The 17,168-nt window shown below is 43.3% G+C and carries 18 protein-coding genes; 11 read left to right on the top strand and 7 right to left on the bottom strand.

The window, feature by feature from the left end:
* The first annotated feature begins 74 nt into the window (after positions 1-74).
* Positions 75-452, top strand: a complete 378-nt coding sequence (locus GVX98_RS09505; RefSeq protein ID WP_004977925.1) for a hypothetical protein — start codon at positions 75-77, stop codon at positions 450-452.
* 112 nt (positions 453-564) lie between these two features.
* Here GVX98_RS09505 and plsB read toward each other — a convergent pair whose 3' ends face one another.
* On the bottom strand, positions 565-3,138 hold the full coding sequence (gene plsB, locus GVX98_RS09500) for a glycerol-3-phosphate 1-O-acyltransferase PlsB (RefSeq protein WP_004691345.1): 2,574 nt from the start codon (positions 3,136-3,138) through the stop codon (positions 565-567).
* 291 nt (positions 3,139-3,429) lie between these two features.
* Between plsB and GVX98_RS09495 the strand changes: the two genes are divergently transcribed.
* Together GVX98_RS09495 and GVX98_RS09490 are read left to right on the top strand one after the other, a co-directional pair.
* Positions 3,430-4,302, top strand: coding sequence for an acyl-CoA thioesterase II (locus tag GVX98_RS09495; RefSeq protein ID WP_159127888.1), 873 nt, complete (start codon positions 3,430-3,432; stop codon positions 4,300-4,302).
* Between the two features lie 229 nt (positions 4,303-4,531).
* Entirely contained in the window at positions 4,532-5,791 is a 1,260-nt protein-coding gene (locus tag GVX98_RS09490) for a dicarboxylate/amino acid:cation symporter (protein ID WP_159127887.1), read from the top strand.
* 55 nt (positions 5,792-5,846) lie between these two features.
* On the opposite strand, the gene GVX98_RS09485 is transcribed toward GVX98_RS09490, so the two are convergent.
* The 6 genes from GVX98_RS09485 to GVX98_RS09460 form a co-directional block, all read right to left on the bottom strand.
* The gene (locus GVX98_RS09485) at positions 5,847-6,791 is read right to left on the bottom strand and encodes a metal-dependent hydrolase (protein WP_087011646.1); all 945 of its coding nucleotides are present in this window, start codon (positions 6,789-6,791) and stop codon (positions 5,847-5,849) included.
* A gap of 139 nt (positions 6,792-6,930) precedes the next feature.
* On the bottom strand, positions 6,931-7,791 hold the full coding sequence (gene yihA / locus GVX98_RS09480) for a ribosome biogenesis GTP-binding protein YihA/YsxC (protein ID WP_159127886.1): 861 nt from the start codon (positions 7,789-7,791) through the stop codon (positions 6,931-6,933).
* A gap of 103 nt (positions 7,792-7,894) precedes the next feature.
* Positions 7,895-8,344: an Rrf2 family transcriptional regulator gene (locus GVX98_RS09475; RefSeq protein ID WP_159127885.1), complete on the bottom strand. Its 450-nt coding sequence runs from the start codon at positions 8,342-8,344 to the stop codon at positions 7,895-7,897.
* A gap of 89 nt (positions 8,345-8,433) precedes the next feature.
* Complete coding sequence (gene hmpA / locus GVX98_RS09470) at positions 8,434-9,642, bottom strand: NO-inducible flavohemoprotein (protein ID WP_159127884.1); 1,209 nt, start codon at positions 9,640-9,642, stop codon at positions 8,434-8,436.
* 149 nt (positions 9,643-9,791) lie between these two features.
* Entirely contained in the window at positions 9,792-11,375 is a 1,584-nt protein-coding gene (locus GVX98_RS09465; protein ID WP_159127883.1) for a helicase HerA-like domain-containing protein, read from the bottom strand.
* Between the two features lie 8 nt (positions 11,376-11,383).
* Entirely contained in the window at positions 11,384-12,607 is a 1,224-nt protein-coding gene (locus tag GVX98_RS09460) for a PLP-dependent transferase (RefSeq protein WP_171503314.1), read from the bottom strand.
* A gap of 146 nt (positions 12,608-12,753) precedes the next feature.
* Between GVX98_RS09460 and GVX98_RS09455 the strand changes: the two genes are divergently transcribed.
* From GVX98_RS09455 to rplV, 8 genes are all read left to right on the top strand, one after another.
* Complete coding sequence (locus tag GVX98_RS09455) at positions 12,754-13,491, top strand: type 1 glutamine amidotransferase (RefSeq protein ID WP_148825438.1); 738 nt, start codon at positions 12,754-12,756, stop codon at positions 13,489-13,491.
* Between the two features lie 264 nt (positions 13,492-13,755).
* Positions 13,756-14,067 (top strand): 30S ribosomal protein S10, encoded by a 312-nt coding sequence (rpsJ, locus tag GVX98_RS09450; protein WP_000070912.1) that lies wholly within the window; start codon positions 13,756-13,758, stop codon positions 14,065-14,067.
* Positions 14,068-14,127: 60 nt separating this feature from the next.
* A complete protein-coding gene (gene rplC, locus GVX98_RS09445) occupies positions 14,128-14,766 on the top strand; it encodes a 50S ribosomal protein L3 (RefSeq protein WP_004691328.1) in 639 nt (212 codons plus the stop codon).
* A gap of 11 nt (positions 14,767-14,777) precedes the next feature.
* On the top strand, positions 14,778-15,380 hold the full coding sequence (gene rplD / locus GVX98_RS09440; protein WP_004691326.1) for a 50S ribosomal protein L4: 603 nt from the start codon (positions 14,778-14,780) through the stop codon (positions 15,378-15,380).
* Complete coding sequence (gene rplW, locus GVX98_RS09435; protein WP_004691323.1) at positions 15,377-15,697, top strand: 50S ribosomal protein L23; 321 nt, start codon at positions 15,377-15,379, stop codon at positions 15,695-15,697. Before rplD ends, rplW begins: the two co-directional genes overlap by 4 nt.
* Positions 15,698-15,708: 11 nt before the next feature.
* Positions 15,709-16,533 carry a 50S ribosomal protein L2 gene (gene rplB / locus GVX98_RS09430; RefSeq protein ID WP_004691322.1) on the top strand — a complete coding sequence of 275 codons (825 nt, stop codon included), beginning with the start codon at positions 15,709-15,711 and terminating at the stop codon, positions 16,531-16,533.
* 19 nt (positions 16,534-16,552) lie between these two features.
* On the top strand, positions 16,553-16,828 hold the full coding sequence (rpsS, locus tag GVX98_RS09425; RefSeq protein ID WP_004281508.1) for a 30S ribosomal protein S19: 276 nt from the start codon (positions 16,553-16,555) through the stop codon (positions 16,826-16,828).
* A 9-nt stretch (positions 16,829-16,837) separates the two neighbouring features.
* The gene (rplV, locus tag GVX98_RS09420) at positions 16,838-17,167 is read left to right on the top strand and encodes a 50S ribosomal protein L22 (RefSeq protein ID WP_004691320.1); all 330 of its coding nucleotides are present in this window, start codon (positions 16,838-16,840) and stop codon (positions 17,165-17,167) included.
* Position 17,168: the final 1 nt, after the last annotated feature.

Below are 17,168 nucleotides of genomic sequence, written 5' to 3'. Positions count from 1 at the left end.
TCGATAAAATTCATTTAACCTCAATAAGTATATGTTTATAATAAGGATAATAAAATTAATATCTTGTGATTAATATGTCATTAAGTTCAAAAAAACTAGTCGAGTTTTCTATACTTGCCATATTGGGTTTTACGCTTTATTTCGGGGTTACCGCTTACCATAATTGGAAATACAAACAGGCGTTAAAATCTGATAATCAAATCAGTGAGTGTGGTGAATTTATTGAAAAAACAGAAATAGTCAGAGAACGCTTTGGACGATCAGATAGTATTGAACCGGTCTATACCTTCAAGAATACCCAAGGCAATTTATTCAGTTTTAGTGGTAGTAAACAAGTCATCAAGCACTTGCCTCGCCTCAATATATTACAAACGAAACAAGCTATCTGCTTTCAATATGCAACGATATCGAAAGATAAAAATGGTTTTTTCACTCTCACTAATATTCATTAGAAGCAAGTTTATTTAACATAATAAGCTTAGGTGAAACAGATTTTAATTTTTATTCAAACACTTAAAGCACAGGCACCTACCTTTTTTAGATACCTATGCTTTTAAAAAGAAATTACTTCTTCTTACGTTTCAAACGCTTTTTCGCTTGTTCAGCAGCGACTTTGTCTAGCGTGTCTTTCAGTTCTTCATCGCTGAAAGTGGTGATGTGTTGCAACATTTGTAGCGTGACATCATCCAGTACCAAGTTGGCATATTGCGCAACGTTTTGAAAGTTTTCATCAAACACAATCGCGTTGTCCGAGTTGGTACTGATATAACCCTGTTGCGTGAGCACTTTAATAAAGCTTTGGAACAGGGCTTTATCAAAGAATTCAGGTGAATTGAACTCATATAGGACAGACAGACGCTGACCGACCAAATGACTGAGTTCTTCAACTTGACGTGCTGAAATATTCCCAGAACCACGCTGTGTAATCAGCGCAAGCGTCATATAGTAACGTTCGAGACTTTGCATTACTGGCGCTGCCAAGACCACCAATTGGTTATGATCTTCACTGTTTGGAGCAGGAGAAATCAAGTGGCCTTCAGCATCTTCAGAAATCAGCTTGGCTTGAATCAAACCATCTACATAAGCACAAATTTGATCTTTGAGCTCAGCATCTTCCCATTTTAAAAACAGTTCCGCCTTTAAGAATGGATATAGCGTGCGAATCACATTGATTAAATCACCACGGCCAATGGTTCCATTGTGTTCAACCAAAGCAGCAACGAGTGATGGCAATACAAAGGCATGCAAAATGTTATTACGGAAGTAGGTCAGCAGTACTGCTTGATTGTCCGCAATCGCAATAATGTCACCGAGTACGTGATTGACACGCTTGATCAGTTTCAGCTTTAAACCATAAGCAATGATTTCTTTACCCGATAATGGCGTGACCAAGAGGCGCTCATCATAAGGAAGTGTCGTCAACAACTTGCGGTAGGTATCGAGCTGTTTAATACAGATTTCTTCATCAAGGGTATGCTTTTCAGTGGCCAGCAGAACCAAAGACAAGAGTGAAACAGGATTCACCACAGCCGCACGGTTAATATTTTCTAAAATTGCATGTGCTGAACTGTTGACTGCATCAGAGACTTCTTGCGGAATTGGATCATCATTTTTAGCAATTTGTACATTCTCAGCGCCATGCTTTTTCAGCATGTCATCGAGGAAAACGGGCTCACCAAAGTTGAGATGGACTTTCCCGAAAATACGTTCAATTTTGCGTAAAGTTTGCAGAATCCCAAAGACAGACTCGGCTTCTTTGGGTTTACCGTTCATCTCGCCGACGTAGGTTGCACCTTCCATCAAGCGTTCATAGCCAATATAGGTCGGAACAAAGACTATCGGTTTGGCACGCCCACGCAAGTGACTGTGCACCGTCATGGCTAACATACCTGTCTTCGGAGGTAGCAGACGACCTGTACGTGAACGACCACCTTCGATGAAGTATTCTAAAGGCGTGTTACGCGACAAAATGCTGTATAGGTATTCTTTAAAGACCGAAGTGTAAAGTGCATTACCACGGAAGGTGCGGCGAATAAAGAATGCACCGCCACCACGTAAAATTTGCCCAACAAATGGCATATTCAGGTTATCGCCCGCAGCAATATAAGGCACCATCAAACCACGGTTATACACCACATAAGACAGCAGTAAATAGTCGATATGACTGCGGTGACATGGGGTATACACAATTTCGTAGTCTTTAGCCAACTCACGAACCGTATTGAAGTTATGCACTTCAACCCCGTCGTAGAGCTGCGTCCATAATCGTGCCAGCGCCATTTCCGCAAAACGGATGGTTGAATGTGAGTAATCCGATACGATTTCATTGACATAACCAATGGCACGACGTTCAGCATCCAACATGCTAATTTTGCCGCGGATACTTTCGCGGCGAATCGCATCTTGTACATCATTGGCTTTAATCAATGAATGCATCACGTTGCGACGGTCAGAAAGATCGGGACCGAGTACGGCTTCACGGTGTGCATCGAGCTGATTATTTAAGGTATTTAGAATGTAGGTCGCAGGGGATAAATTCGGATAGGTGGTTTTTGCAAAGTCAACCAAAGCACGTAAAGACTGACTTTCATGAAACTCTAAAAATGACTGACGACCATGTAAACCGATATTCATCAGCTGTTTCACCGTACTTGGAGTTGCCCAAGTGTCGGTAAATAACAATTTAAACCAAGAGTCTTCTTTATCTGGTGAACGTCCCCACAGTACCGTCACAGGTACCAGCTCCACGTCTAAATCGGGTTGTTGCTCTAAAGCTTCAACTAGACGTAACAGGCGCGGTGGAAAGGTGTGTGGTGAAGGGTTAAGTAAATTATTTTCATCGTTATGCTGTAAAAACACGATCGATGCTTTTTCTTGATGTGTCCCCACGACCAAAGGATCGAGTGCAGGAGCAAGCTTTAAACGACGTGTTTCACCATCCACCAACAGCGCATTACTGCGTGAGTGATTTTGAAGCACATAACAGACAATTTTTTTGGGATGGCCTGAAGCTGCTGGGTCAGCATCTGTTGCTGTCGGTTCTGTTGGAACCTCACCCAATACATGTGGGGTTACTATGAGGTCAAGAAGCTTACTTGAAAGCTTTCTATACATTTGACCAAAGCCACTTTTGGACATATACACTCCTGCTTAAATGACCAATCCCGCAGTTTGTCTGAAGGGGTATTTATTTTGCGTAATTGTAAACATAAACCGTATGTCATTTCCTGACAAATTTGTTTTATATGGTGAATTTTATCGTTAAAAATCGTATTTTTAGTCGGAAATAACGAAAAAAACTTATGACAACTCAGTCAAGCAATCTATAGGGTTTTAGTCTGAATTTATGGCAAAATAGATTTTAATATCGATATCATACCTCATCACTTTACAGAAAAATCTGGTCTCTCACCATTAAGTAGGTCGCTTATGAATGCCTTAACCCAAGAGTTGGTTGAATTACTGAGCCTCGAAAAAATTGAGGAAAATATCTTTCGTGGACAAAGCCGTAATTTGGTTGGGAAGCGTGTTTTTGGCGGACAAGTCTTAGGTCAGGCCCTACGTGCGGCGTCATATACGACGGATCGTCCAGCCCATTCTTTACATGCATACTTTTTATTTGGTGGCGATGTGAACGCACCGATTATCTATGAAGTTGATCGAATTCGTGATGGTCGTAGTTTTGTCAGTCGCCAAGTGCGTGCTATTCAGCATGGTAAAACCATCTTTATGTGTATGGTGTCTTTTGCTGACAATGAAGAAGGCCTGAATTACCAAATCGGTGAGCCTGAGTATCCAGCACCAGAGTCTTTAAAGTCTGAGGCTGAACTGAAAAAAATGATGGTGGAATTTGTGCCTGAAAATGTGCGTGCAAGTTTCATGCGCGATCGTCATGTGGAAATTCGTCCTATCAATCCACAGAACCCGTACCAACCGCAGCCTGAAGCACCTGTGTATGCGCACTATATTCGCACGCATGACCGTATAGTAGCAGAGGTGGATGAGATTTCATTGCATCAGGCGATTGCGGCATTCTATTCAGATTTCACTTTAATGACCACGGCACTGCGCCCACATGGTTTAAGTTATCTTTCGCCAAGTTTACAGTGTGCGAGTATCGATCATGCCATGTATTTCCATAAACCCTTTCGCGTGGATGACTGGCTGCTGTATGACATGGACGCCACAGTCAGTGCCAGTTCACGTGGTTTAAACTTTGGACGAATGTGGCAAAACGGTGAGTTGGTGTGTAGTACCACGCAAGAAGGTTTGATTCGTCTCCGTGAAATCGAAGCCCAATAAAGCCTGATCATAAAAAAGCTGAGTGATATGACTCAGCTTTTTTTATGGCTGATTTTATGACTGAAAGGTGGTCAGAGCAGAGCGAGGCGTTGAGCTTCAATTGTAATAGTCTCATATTTTTGGGAGAGGCATATGGGTAAATGTGCAGTACTTGTGACAAAAAAATGCTCGATTCTAGTCCGTTCACATGGCATAGTTTCCCAAAGAAATCTTTGAAAAGCATGAAGCTATGAGCTTAAACACGCAAATTCTAATTGCAGCGATCTTCGGGGTCATCTTCGGATTTATTCTCAATCTTTTCCCGGGTAGCGCTTTTTTAGAAATGAGTTTGTATGGAATCGGGGTGGTCAGCAGTATTTTTATTGGTCTATTAAAAATGCTCTTGATTCCCCTTATTTTTAGCTCAATTGTGGTGGGAGTATCTAACTTACAAGCGGGCGGCCAGCTCTCCCGTGTTTGGAAAATTACGCTGGCATGCTGTGTTACCACCACGACTTTGGCCTTGATATTGGGTTTAAGCTGCGCGCATTTATTTGAAGTCGGCAAAGGTGTCGATATCGCCATGTTCCAAGACGCCATGGCCGCTCATCAAACTCCAGATACGCTCACCCCATCTTCGTTCTTCACCAACTTTATTCAAAATACGCTGATTAATCCCTTCAAAGCCTTTGCCGAAGGCAATGTTTTAGCGGTGGTGGTTTTTGCGTTGTTCATAGGTGTGGCACTGGTTAAAGGCGGCGAAAAATTCCGTACCGTACGTAAGCTGAGTCAACAGTTCTTTGACATCATGATGTTGATGATTGGCTGGGTGATGAAGCTAGCCCCGCTAGGAATTTTTGCATTACTCGCTAAGTTGATTGCCACTGAAGACATTTCGGTATTGAGTCGTTTGGCTGAGTTTGCTGCTGTGGTAACGGGCACCACCATTTTTCATGGTCTGGTGGTTTTGCCACTATTGCTGTGGATTTTTGGCAAGATGAATCCGATGACCTTTTTTAAAGGCACTCGTGTGGCGTTAATTACGGCTTTTGCCACCAGCTCAAGCTCAGCAACTATGCCTTTATCACTCAAGTGTGCGCAAGAAAATCTCGGTGTACGTCCACAAACGGCGGGCTTTGTGATTCCATTGGGCACGCAGCTCAATATGGACGGTACTGCGCTGTATGAGGCGGCGGCAGCTTTGTTTATTGCTAACTTGATGGGGCTAGATTTGACCTTGAGTCAACAGTTGGTGGTGTGTCTGACGGCGATGATTGCCTCTTTAGGTGCTCCAGGGATTCCGAGTGCAGGCATGGTCACTATGATTATGGTATTGCAGTCTGTCGGACTTCCTGCTGAAGCAATTGCGATTTTATTGCCGATTGATCGCTTACTAGATACCGTGCGTACTGTGGTGAATGTACAAGGTGACATGATGATTAGTGTGGTGGTGGATCGACATACCCAAGATCTGGATGCACCTTTGCCCAATTTATCGAATCCGTCTTAAGTTTTGCCCTAAAATAAAAAAAGCAGCTTAATAGCTGCTTTTTTTATTTTAGGATTTAAGCGACTTTGAGCATGGCACGTTTTGCCGCAGGGGATTGGTCTAAGTAGGCAATGGCATCTTCTGTTTTGGCTTCGTGTACGGGGTCATACCACGGCACTAGATAGCCAAATTGCTGTGAGATGAGCCATAACGGACTTGGCAACACTTGATGATTCCGTTTAGAAATAGACAGCCATTCACGCCAAATCCAGGGTTTAAACAGACTGGGTTGAATAGACTTAAAGCGGTCATCTTGTTTCATAATATGGGCTGCACCATCGACCCATAAACCGAGAACGGCAGCAATTACCACCAGACTCAAATAATAACGCGCAATGTAGCCACCACCTAAGTGTCGGTACAAATCAAATGCGACAGTACGGTGTTCAATTTCTTCTGCGCCGTGCCATTTGATCAAGTCTAACATCGCAGGGTCAGCGCCCATTTTTTCCCATTCGGTGTTGTCCAGTGCATATTTTCCAAGGACACAGGTCATGTGTTCCACCGTGGCAATAATACCGAGTCGAAACAGATCCCACTGGTGCTCAAGTGCTTTGGGCACAGTGAGATCAAGCGGTTTATCGGCCAGTAATTTTCCAAATAAGAAATCCATCAACGCTAGATTACGGGAGACATCAATATTTCTTTGGCTGAGATACTCTTTATTGGCTGAGTTGTGTGCCTGCGCATGCATGGCTTCTTGGCGAATAAAGGCTTGTACATCTTGCTTCAGCTTTTCATCGCTAATTTGCGGTAAGACTTTGTTATAGAGGCGGCAGAACCAGAACTCACCTGCAGGCAGGATCATATTAATTTCATTGATGAAATAGCTGGCAAAAGGTTGGTTTGGAATCCAATCAATCGGACTGTCTTGCCATTCAAACTTAACTTTGCGGGGCTTAATTGTGTAGGCAATAGAGGAACGAATTTTGTTTTTTTTCAATCGAGACCATAATTTCATATGCTGACCTATTTTTATATGTGTTGAACTTTCTACGAGCTGAATAAAATCAGTATAAAAAAAAGTCCCCGATTGTGATTAGCAATAGGGGACACAGATACAGCAATAGATGATGCTTTTATAGGTTGGCGTTTAAAACTTAAGCCTCAGACTGTGGTTTGGCCTCAACATCGTCTTCAGCTTCAATATCCATAACGTCTTCAGGATCTTCATCGAATTCGTCTGTATCCAGCTCATCGGCTGTCGCATCTGGAATGCTGCTTAAGTCAAAATGTTGTGCTTGATCTAAAGTAAAATTCAGTCGTCCGCCCATCACACTTGCCAGTTCTTCTAGGCCTTGTTTATTGAGAGAAGAGAACAATTGAATTGAGAAATCAAGTTTCATCTTTTTCAATTGGGCTTTAACTTCTTGTAATGCTTTAGAGGCAGGGCCACGGTTGAGTTTATCGGACTTGGTCAGTAGCACATGCACAAACAATTTACGTGAATAAGCCCATTCCAACATCATCACGTCAAAGTGCTGTAGCGGATGACGAATATCCATCAACAAGACTAAGCCTTGTAAGCTTTTACGCTGAATCAGGTAATTTTCTAACTCTTTTTGCCACACGATTTTCATCGCTTCAGGCACGGCTGCATAACCATAACCGGGTAGGTCGACGAGACGTTGATCGGGATTACCCAGACTGAAAAAGTTAATCATCTGCGTACGACCCGGTCTTTTCGAGGCACGAGCCAATTGCTTTTGGTTGGTTAAGGCGTTGATCGCACTAGACTTACCTGCATTTGAACGACCCGCAAAGGCAATTTCATAACCTGTATCTTCTACACACAGGTTGAGCTTCGGAGCACTCATTAAAAACTCTGCTTTACGCAGCCAGTTGAGAGCGTGCACAGCATATTCAGTAACTGCAGAATCTACCTTTTTTTCATAGCTAATTTTTTGCTTTGGGGCAGCAGCAATTTTACTGTTTTTGGATTTTCCTCGGCTGTGGTGCATAACTCAACTTCAATTTATGATCTACAATCAGCCATTATAATGGAAGTCGAGCAGGCAATCGACCTTTGCAGCGTAAAGTCCGTAATCTTGTCTATAAAAGACCTTAATTTGCAAGATTGATCAGGTTAATCGGTGAGTGGGTCGTGAATTTATTCTGAGCCTCAGTGCCCAGTACATCAGCTAATGTATATTGGTCTAAGCTGTGATAGAACTGATCCAGTGCTTGATCTAAGATCCCTTTCAGTCCGCAATTTGAACGGAGTACACAAGGTGGGGTGTTACATTCCACAATGTTCTGATCCGCTTGTAAGACCCGTACAATTTCGCCCAGTCTTAAATGGAGGGTTTCTGGATTGAGTCGAATCCCACCGCCACGACCACGTGCAGTAATAATCCACTGCTGTTTCGCCATAAAGTGTACGATTTTCATCAAGTGGTTTTCAGACACTTGTAGAGCTTGCGCCAGTTCTGCGATGGTATGCGGCAGTACTTTCGGCTGGGAAACATACATCAGAATTCGCAAAGCATAATCGGTAAATTTATTGAGCTGCATGAGGGTACTGATCGTTGATAAGCAAAAAAACAAAGGGCTAGTCTAGCATAACCTGACTAACCCTCTCTATTTTATGCCGATGGCATGAGTTAGTGATGAACACCACCTGTGCCAAAAGCTTCACTGTGAATATTTTCGGCAGGCACACCACGAGCAATCAGGGCTTTTTGTTGTTCAGCCATAAATGGCATTGGGCCGCATAAGTAGTAGTCTGCTTGAACAGGTAGAATCGCGCTATCAATGGTACTCAAATCAAGGCGACCCTGCGCATCATAATCTTGACCCAAAACATCGCTTTGATGTGGGAACTCATATGCAGTAAAGGTACTTAAGCGTGGGTATTTGGCTTTTAAGTCATGAATGTGCTGTTTCATGGCATGCACTTGTTTGCTGCGGCAGGCGTGTACAAAAGTCACAGGTTCTGGCATATCTAAAGTCACCAACTGATTTAGCATCGCCACCATTGGCGTGAGACCTACACCACCACTAATAAAGACATTGCGTTTATTTGGGTCAATCAGGTAGAAGTTACCTGTTGGTGCAGACACTTCAATTTCAGCACCTTCGGCTAAACCATGCAGAGTATTTGACACCCAGCCTCCTGCCAAATCACCTTTTTCATCTTCGCGTTTGACCGAGATACGTAAATAGTCAGCTTGAGGGCTAGTTGAAAGGGTGTATTGGCGAGGTTGTTTTAGACCAAGTTCCTCAACAAATACACGTACTGAAATGTACTGACCTGCTTCATATTTTGGTAAATCACCACCGTCCACAGGGGCAAGATAGAAAGAAGTGATTTCATCGCTTTCAACCACTTTTTTCGCGATTTTAAAGTTACGCCAGCCTAACCAGCTCCCTTTGGTTTGTTGATGTTGTTCATAAATCGCTTTTTCAGTACTAATGAATAAATCAGCCAATTGACCATACGCTGCAGCCCAAGCATCAATCAATGGATCTTCCATTGAAATACTTAAAACTTCACTAATAGAATGCAGTAGGTTTTCCCCAACAATGTTGTAGTCGGGTGCTTGAATATTCAAGCTGACATGTTTGTGAGCGATTAGTTCAACCACAGGAAGCAATACAGAAGGGTCTTCAATGTTTTCTGCATAGGCCAACACAGCACCCGCCAAAGCTTGGGCTTGAGCACCACTGCGTTGATGCCCCATATTAAAGGTTTCTTTTAAATTAGGATTATTGCCTAACATACGGTTATAAAAATAACCTGTGAGTGCGACACCGTTTTCACGAAGGACGGGAACAGTTGCTTTTACAAGGTCAATTTGCTGCGGAGTCATGTTTGATCTCTCTTGGCTATCATTTATAAGATGTATTTAAAATATACCTTTAAAGATGCAATGTAAATACATCTTTAAATAAAAGCTTAACTTTTATATGGGATATATGAATATCCCATAAGTTTTGATTTTTAGATTTAAAAAGTAGATCACTTACGACCAAACAAAGAGCCGAGTAAACCACGGACGATTTTTTGTCCCGTACTGCCCCCAAGGCTACGTGCTGCACTTTTAGCGAACGTCCCCACTGTATCTTGAATCAGCTTCTCACGCTGTTTTGCTTCACGTTCAGCTTCCTTCTGCTGTTCTTTCGCGATGCGCTCTTGCTCACGTGCTTGTTGCTTGGCCAGAGTCTCAGCTTCTTTGGCTTGTTGTTTCGTTAGCGCTTCTTGTTCTTTGGCTTGTTGTTTCTCTTGCTCTATCTGCACGGCTTGTTGTTGGCGTTCAACCACTTTATTTTGTAGAAGTTCAAAAGCACTTTCACGGTCTAGGCTTTTTTCATAAATGCCTGCCACGATACTTTGTGAAATTAAGGTTTGACGTTGTTCTGGGCTAATAGGACTGAAAGACGAGTAGGGTGGCATCACCCATGCACGCTCTACGACCTGCGGCGTGCCTTGTTCATCTAAGCAACTAATCAAAGCTTCACCCACAGCTAGCTCGGTGATGGCCTGCTCAACTTTAAATTCAGGGTTGGCACGGAAGGTATCCGCAGCCGTTTTAACCGCTTTTTGATCTTTAGGGGTAAAGGCACGTAAGGCATGTTGTACGCGATTTCCGAGTTGCCCCAACACGCTTTCAGGCAAATCCAGTGGGTTTTGCGTGACAAAGTAAATACCCACCCCCTTGGAGCGGATCAGACGCACCACTTGTTCAATTTTTTCTTGCAGCGCTGCACTGGCATTATCAAATAGCAAATGCGCTTCATCAAAAAAGAACACCAGCTTAGGTTTGTCCATATCGCCAACCTCAGGCAGCTGTTCAAATAATTCTGAAAGCATCCAGAGCAGAAAAGTGGCATAGAGCTTTGGGGTGTTCATGAGTTTGTCTGCTGCTAGGATATTGATATAGCCACGACCATTACTGTCGGTCTGAATAAAGTCGAGAATATTTAAGCTGGGTTCCCCGAAGAATTGATCACCGCCTTGATCGGCCAGTGCCAATAAATTCCGTTGAATCGCGCCAAGGCTGGCAGGAGATAGGTTGCCATATTCGGCTTTAAACTCTGCGGCATGTTCACTGACATAACCGATCATGGCTTTTAAGTCTTTAAAGTCGATCAGTAACATGCCTTGATCATCTGCAATACGGAATACCGCAGAAAGTACTCCTTCTTGAGTATCATTCAAATTCAGCATACGTGCCAGTAACAGCGGGCCAATTTCGGTAATCGTGGTGCGAATAGGATGACCTTGTTCAGCAAATAAATCCCAAAACACCACGGGGGATGCAGCAAAGGGAATGCTGTCGATGCCTAAACTTTTAATGCGTTCATCAAATTTGGGATTGGATGCACCTGCTTGCGCTAAGCTGGAGACATCACCTTTGGCATCGGCTAAAAATACGGGCACTCCGAGTCTGGAAAAACTTTCAGCCAACACCTTCAGGGTTACAGTTTTACCTGTCCCTGTTGCCCCTGCAATTAAGCCATGACGGTTGGCAAACTTCGAGTGTAGAACAACATCTTGTTGGGTATTCGTGGTTTTCTTAGCAATGATGATCGGGGTGCTCATACTTCTTCCTATTCAATTTTTTTGTGATGGTTATTCAGTTGTTTTAGTGCGTTTTCTATATCTTGAATTAAATCGGCAGGATGTTCTAGTCCTATACAAAAGCGAACCAATAAACCTTGTTGTAAATGTGTATGCTCAAGTGCACGCATGTCTTTGAGGTCATACAGCATCACCAAACTTACAGGACCACCCCAACTAAAGCCGAGTTTGAAGACTGACAGAGCATCACAAAACTGACGAATATCCTGTAGATCAAATTCGGGCTTGAAAATGACACTGACCAAACCTGCACTGTGTTGATCGACACAAATGTCTTTCCAATATGAATGACCTGCAGCACTCGAGTCAGCAGGGTGTAATACTTGCACAAATTCGGGTTGTTGTTTTAGCCATGCCAGTAGCTGTAGCGCACTTTCAGACTGTGCGGCATACCGAACGCGCATTGATGCCAGACTGCGTTGGACTTGAGCAACATCATCCCCAGAGACGCTAATGCCTTGAATGGCATGCGTACGAAAGAGTTGATGATGTAAAGCTCGTTCGCGTGTCACGACTGAGCCCATTAAAATGTCTCCGCCGCCACTTGGGTACTTGGTTAAAGCATGTACTGTCACATCTACACTTAAGTGCTCATCACTAAAATCAAAAGCATTAAAGGCAAGGCCTGCGCCCCACGTGTTGTCTAAAGCAGTGAGCACATGATGTGCTTGTGCCTTTTTCACCAGTCCGACCAAATCTGGAAACTCCAGTGTGACCGAGCCTGCGGCTTCTAGCCAAATCAGCTTTGCTTTTTCTGTCGGTTGGAAAGAAGACACATTAATAGGGTTATAAACACGAACACCAATGCCATAGCGTTTTTCTAGATTACGAAGATGCTCCATGTTTGGCCCGTAAATATTATCTGCCACCCAAACTTCATCACCATGACTTAAAAAACATGAGTTCACTAGGTTGATGGCAGATAAACCACTCGGTGCGAGTAGGCAGTACCTTCCACCCTCAATTTGTGCAATGTTATCGCCCAATGTAAATGTGGTGGGGGTGCCATGGGTGCCATAACTATAGTCATAGTCATCGGTCCAATGGCGATTAAACAGTGCATTGGTATCTTCAAAAATAATTGTCGATGCACGATACAGGGGAGGTTGAACTGTTGAGATGTACTGAGGCGCTTGTCTTGGTGCATGAACTAGGGCAGTTTGCGGATTTCTTTTCACGAATCGACTCTTCATAAAGTGCTAAATTGTTTTTAGCTTAAGAGAAAGTTTCTAAATAGGCGAGAAAATTGAACAAATGTGAATAAAGGTAAACAAAATAAAAAGTTGGCTTCAATTTTGCTAAATCATCGATAAGGGTAGTAAAAAGAAGGCATAAGCGCATGACGTCGCATTTAAAAGTACATTATTTTCAGCATATTGCTGGTGAAGGGTTCGGCAGTTGCTATACATATTTAAAACAACAAGGTGCAGTGATCAGTGCAACAGAGTTTTTTGCTTTACCTATAGATCAAGCCTTAGAGATAGAAGCTTTACCGAGTATTGAGGATGTTGACTTACTCATCATTATGGGCGGTACCATGAGTGTGAATGATGAAGTGAATTTTCCATGGTTAAAGATTGAGAAGCGTTGGTTAAGGCGTTACTTGGCCGCAGGAAAACCTGCGATTGGTTTATGCTTGGGTGGGCAATTGATTGCCAATGCACTCGGTGCTGCGGTCAGTCGCAATGAACAACAGGAATTGGGTTGGGCGACAGTACGTAAAATCCAGCACGTCCCAACAGAATGCTTTGAATTGCCTGAACAGTTTAATGTGATGCAATGGCATAGCGAGACCTTTGAAATTCCAAAAGGTGCTGTACATTTGGCTGAAAATACCGTCTGTCGCAATCAAATGTACCAAATTGGAAAGAATGTATTGGGTTTTCAATTTCACCCAGAGATGGTGCCAGAAACCTTGGCACTCTTTTTAGAAAATGATGACGAACTGAATAAGTTTTCGGGGCAATACGTGGCAACTGAAACCGAATTGAAAAAATCGCCGAAATTAAATTTTATTGAGGGAAATCAAATTCTTAACAGTGCAATTGATTATGTGTTGCGGCAAACAGTCTATTGATGCTTTTTTAAGCTACTGATAATCCAAACAAATTGAATATATTGTAAAAAATCAAAAATGGATTTGCTTATGCATTAAACAATGGCTATAATGAGCGACCCTTTAATGAAAGGGGGTTAGCTGCGAATAAAGTAGTTAACATCGTGACAGTCGTGGCATCGATCATGACCTTAGTGATATTTCACTGCTCTTGACACTTACCTTTTAGTGGGGTGAGATGCGTCAGGAGTGATTCTTTATATATTTGGCTTGGAGTTTACTGGTATGTCTAACCAGAGAATTCGTATCCGTTTGAAGTCTTTTGATCACCGTTTAATTGATCAATCAGCTCAAGAAATCGTAGAAACAGCAAAACGTACTGGCGCACAAGTTTGTGGTCCAATTCCAATGCCTACACGCATTGAACGTTTTAACGTTTTAACATCACCACACGTTAACAAAGATGCGCGTGACCAATACGAGATCCGCACTTATAAACGTTTGATCGACATCGTTCAACCTACAGACAAAACTGTAGATGCATTGATGAAGTTAGATCTTGCAGCTGGTGTTGATGTTCAGATCGCATTGGGTTAAGGCTTTCGGGTTAATTAACGCTCTAAGTTAATTAGGCCGCTTTTTTAGAGGTTTATGCACATGGCTATTGGTTTAGTCGGTCGCAAGTGCGGTATGACACGTATCTTTACAGATGCTGGTGTTTCTGTGCCTGTTACAGTGATTGAGGTTGATCCTAACCGCATCACTCAAATCAAAACGCTTGAAACTGATGGTTATCAAGCGATTCAAATCACTACTGGTGAACGTCGCGAATCTCGCGTAACTAACGCTCAGAAAGGTCACTTCGCGAAAGCGGGTGTTGCTGCTGGTCGTCTAGTTCAAGAATTCCGTGCAACAGAAGCTGATCTTGAAGGTCGTGAAGTTGGTGGAACTATCGGTGTAGACATGTTCACAGTTGGTCAAGTTGTTGACGTAACTGGTCAGTCGAAAGGTAAAGGTTTCCAAGGTGGTGTTAAGCGTTGGAACTTCCGTACGCAAGATGCGACTCACGGTAACTCACTTTCTCACCGTGTTCTGGGTTCTACAGGTCAAAACCAGACTCCTGGTCGCGTGTTCAAAGGCAAAAAAATGGCTGGCCATTTGGGTGCTGAGCGCGTAACTGTACAGGGTCTAGAAATTGTATCTATCGACGCAGAACGTTCAGTTTTAGTAGTGAAAGGTGCGATTCCTGGCGCTACTGGTGGTGACGTAACTGTTCGTCCTACGATCAAGGCCTGAGGGGAAATAACGTGAATTTAAATACTGTTTCCGGCTCTGCTGTTGAATTATCAGAAGTTGCGTTCGGTCGTGAATTCAATGAAGCTCTTGTACACCAGGTTGTTACAGCTTATTTAGCTGGTGGCCGTCAAGGTTCAAAAGCTCAGAAATCACGTGCAGACGTTTCTGGCGGTGGCAAAAAGCCATTCCGTCAAAAAGGTACTGGTCGCGCTCGTGCTGGTTCTATTCGTAGCCCAATCTGGGTAGGTGGTGGTAAAACTTTTGCTGCTCGCCCACAAGATTGGTCTCAAAAAGTTAACCGCAAAATGTATCGCGGTGCAATGCAATGTATCTTAGCTGAACTTGTTCGCCAAGATCGTCTTGTATTGGTTGAAGAGTTTGCTGTTGCTGCTCCAAAAACTAAAGAGTTGCTTGCAAAACTTAACGACTTGAATGCTACTCGTGCATTGATCGTTACAGAATCTGTAGATGAGAATCTATATCTTGCAGCGCGCAACATTCCACACGTTGATGTGGTTGATGCTGCTGCTATCGATCCTGTTAGCTTGATTGCGTTCGATAAAGTTGTTATGTCTGTAGCTGCTGCTAAGAAAATTGAGGTAGAACTCGGATGAACAACGAACGTATCTATCAAGTCCTACAAGGACCTGTATTCTCAGAAAAAGCACAAGTTTTAGGCGAAACTGCTGGTGTTCAAGTTTTCAAAGTTGCACTTGATGCAAACAAACTTGAAATCAAAAAAGCTGTTGAGCAATTGTTTGGTGTTCAAGTTGTTAAAGTTAACACAACGATCACTAAAGGTAAGACTAAACGCTTTGGTAAAACATTAGGACGTCGTTCTGATGTTAAAAAAGCATACGTCACCCTGAAAGCTGGCCAAGATGTTGAAATGGCTGACTTGGGCGATACCGCTGAAAGCGCAGCGGAATAAGGACGAGAATTATGCCAATTCAAAAATGTAAGCCAACGTCTCCTGGACGTCGCTTTGTAGAGAAAGTCGTTCACGACCATCTTCACAAAGGTGCGCCTTATGCTCCGTTGGTTGAAGCTAAAAAACGTACTGGTGGTCGTAATAACAACGGTCACATCACGACTCGTCACGTTGGTGGCGGTCACAAGCAGCACTACCGTCTAGTTGACTTTAAACGTAACAAAGATGGTATTCCTGCAACTGTAGAGCGTATTGAATACGATCCTAACCGTACAGCACACATTGCACTAGTATTGTATGCTGATGGTGAGCGTCGCTACATCATCGCGCCTAAAGGCCTTCGCGCTGGCGATAAAGTTCAATCTGGTAACGATGCTCCAATTCGTCCAGGTAACTGTTTACCGCTTCGCAACATGCCTATCGGTTCTACTCTTCACAACATCGAACTTAAAATCGGTAAAGGCGCGCAATTAGCTCGTTCTGCTGGTACTTCAGTTCAGTTGTTGGGTCGTGACGGTTCTTACGCTATCGTTCGTTTACGTTCTGGTGAAATGCGTAAAATTCACGTTGAGTGCCGTGCAGTTCTTGGTGAAGTTTCTAACCAAGAAAGCAACCTTCGTTCACTTGGTAAAGCAGGTGCAGCACGCTGGCGTGGCGTTCGTCCTACCGTTCGTGGTATGGCGATGAACCCAGTAGATCACCCGCACGGTGGTGGTGAAGGTCGTAGCAAAGGTATTCAACCTGTAAGCCCATGGGGTCAAAAAGCTAAAGGGTACAAGACACGTACCAATAAGCGTACGACTAAGATGATTATTCGCGACCGTCGCGTTAAGTAACAAGTAAAGGAATCTGACAATGCCTCGTTCTCTGAAAAAAGGCCCATTCGTCGATGCGCACTTGTTCGCTAAGGTTGAAGCGGCTATCGCGGCTAATAACCGTAAGCCGATCAAAACTTGGTCGCGTCGTTCGATGATCCTCCCAGATTTTGTTGGTTTAACAATTTCTGTACATAATGGCCGTAACCATGTTCCAGTGATCGTATCTGAACATATGGTTGGTCACAAACTTGGTGAATTCGCGCCAACTCGTACCTATCGTGGTCACGGTGTTGACAAGAAATCTAAACGTTAAGGTGCTATGATGGAAGTTACTGCTAAATTACGCGGTGCCGCTATCTCGGCACAAAAAACTCGTTTGGTTGCAGACCTAATCCGTGGCAAATCTGTTGCTCACGCGCTTAATATTCTCAACTTCAGCAACAAAAAAGCTGCAGTTTTGGTTAAAAAAGCATTGGAATCTGCAATTGCAAACGCTGAACACAATAACAGTTTAGATGTAGACGACCTTAAGGTTACTACGATTTACGTTGATGAAGGCACTAGCCTTAAGCGTATTATGCCACGTGCTAAAGGCCGTGCAGATCGTATTACTAAGCGTACTTGTCACATTACCGTTAAGGTAGGGGTTTGAT

The sequence above is a fragment of the Acinetobacter sp. 8I-beige genome (assembly GCF_902505955.1).
Classification (GTDB): domain Bacteria; phylum Pseudomonadota; class Gammaproteobacteria; order Pseudomonadales; family Moraxellaceae; genus Acinetobacter; species Acinetobacter johnsonii.
Note: the sequence above shows the minus strand (reverse complement) of the source record. Positions and strands in the feature narration are given on the sequence as shown.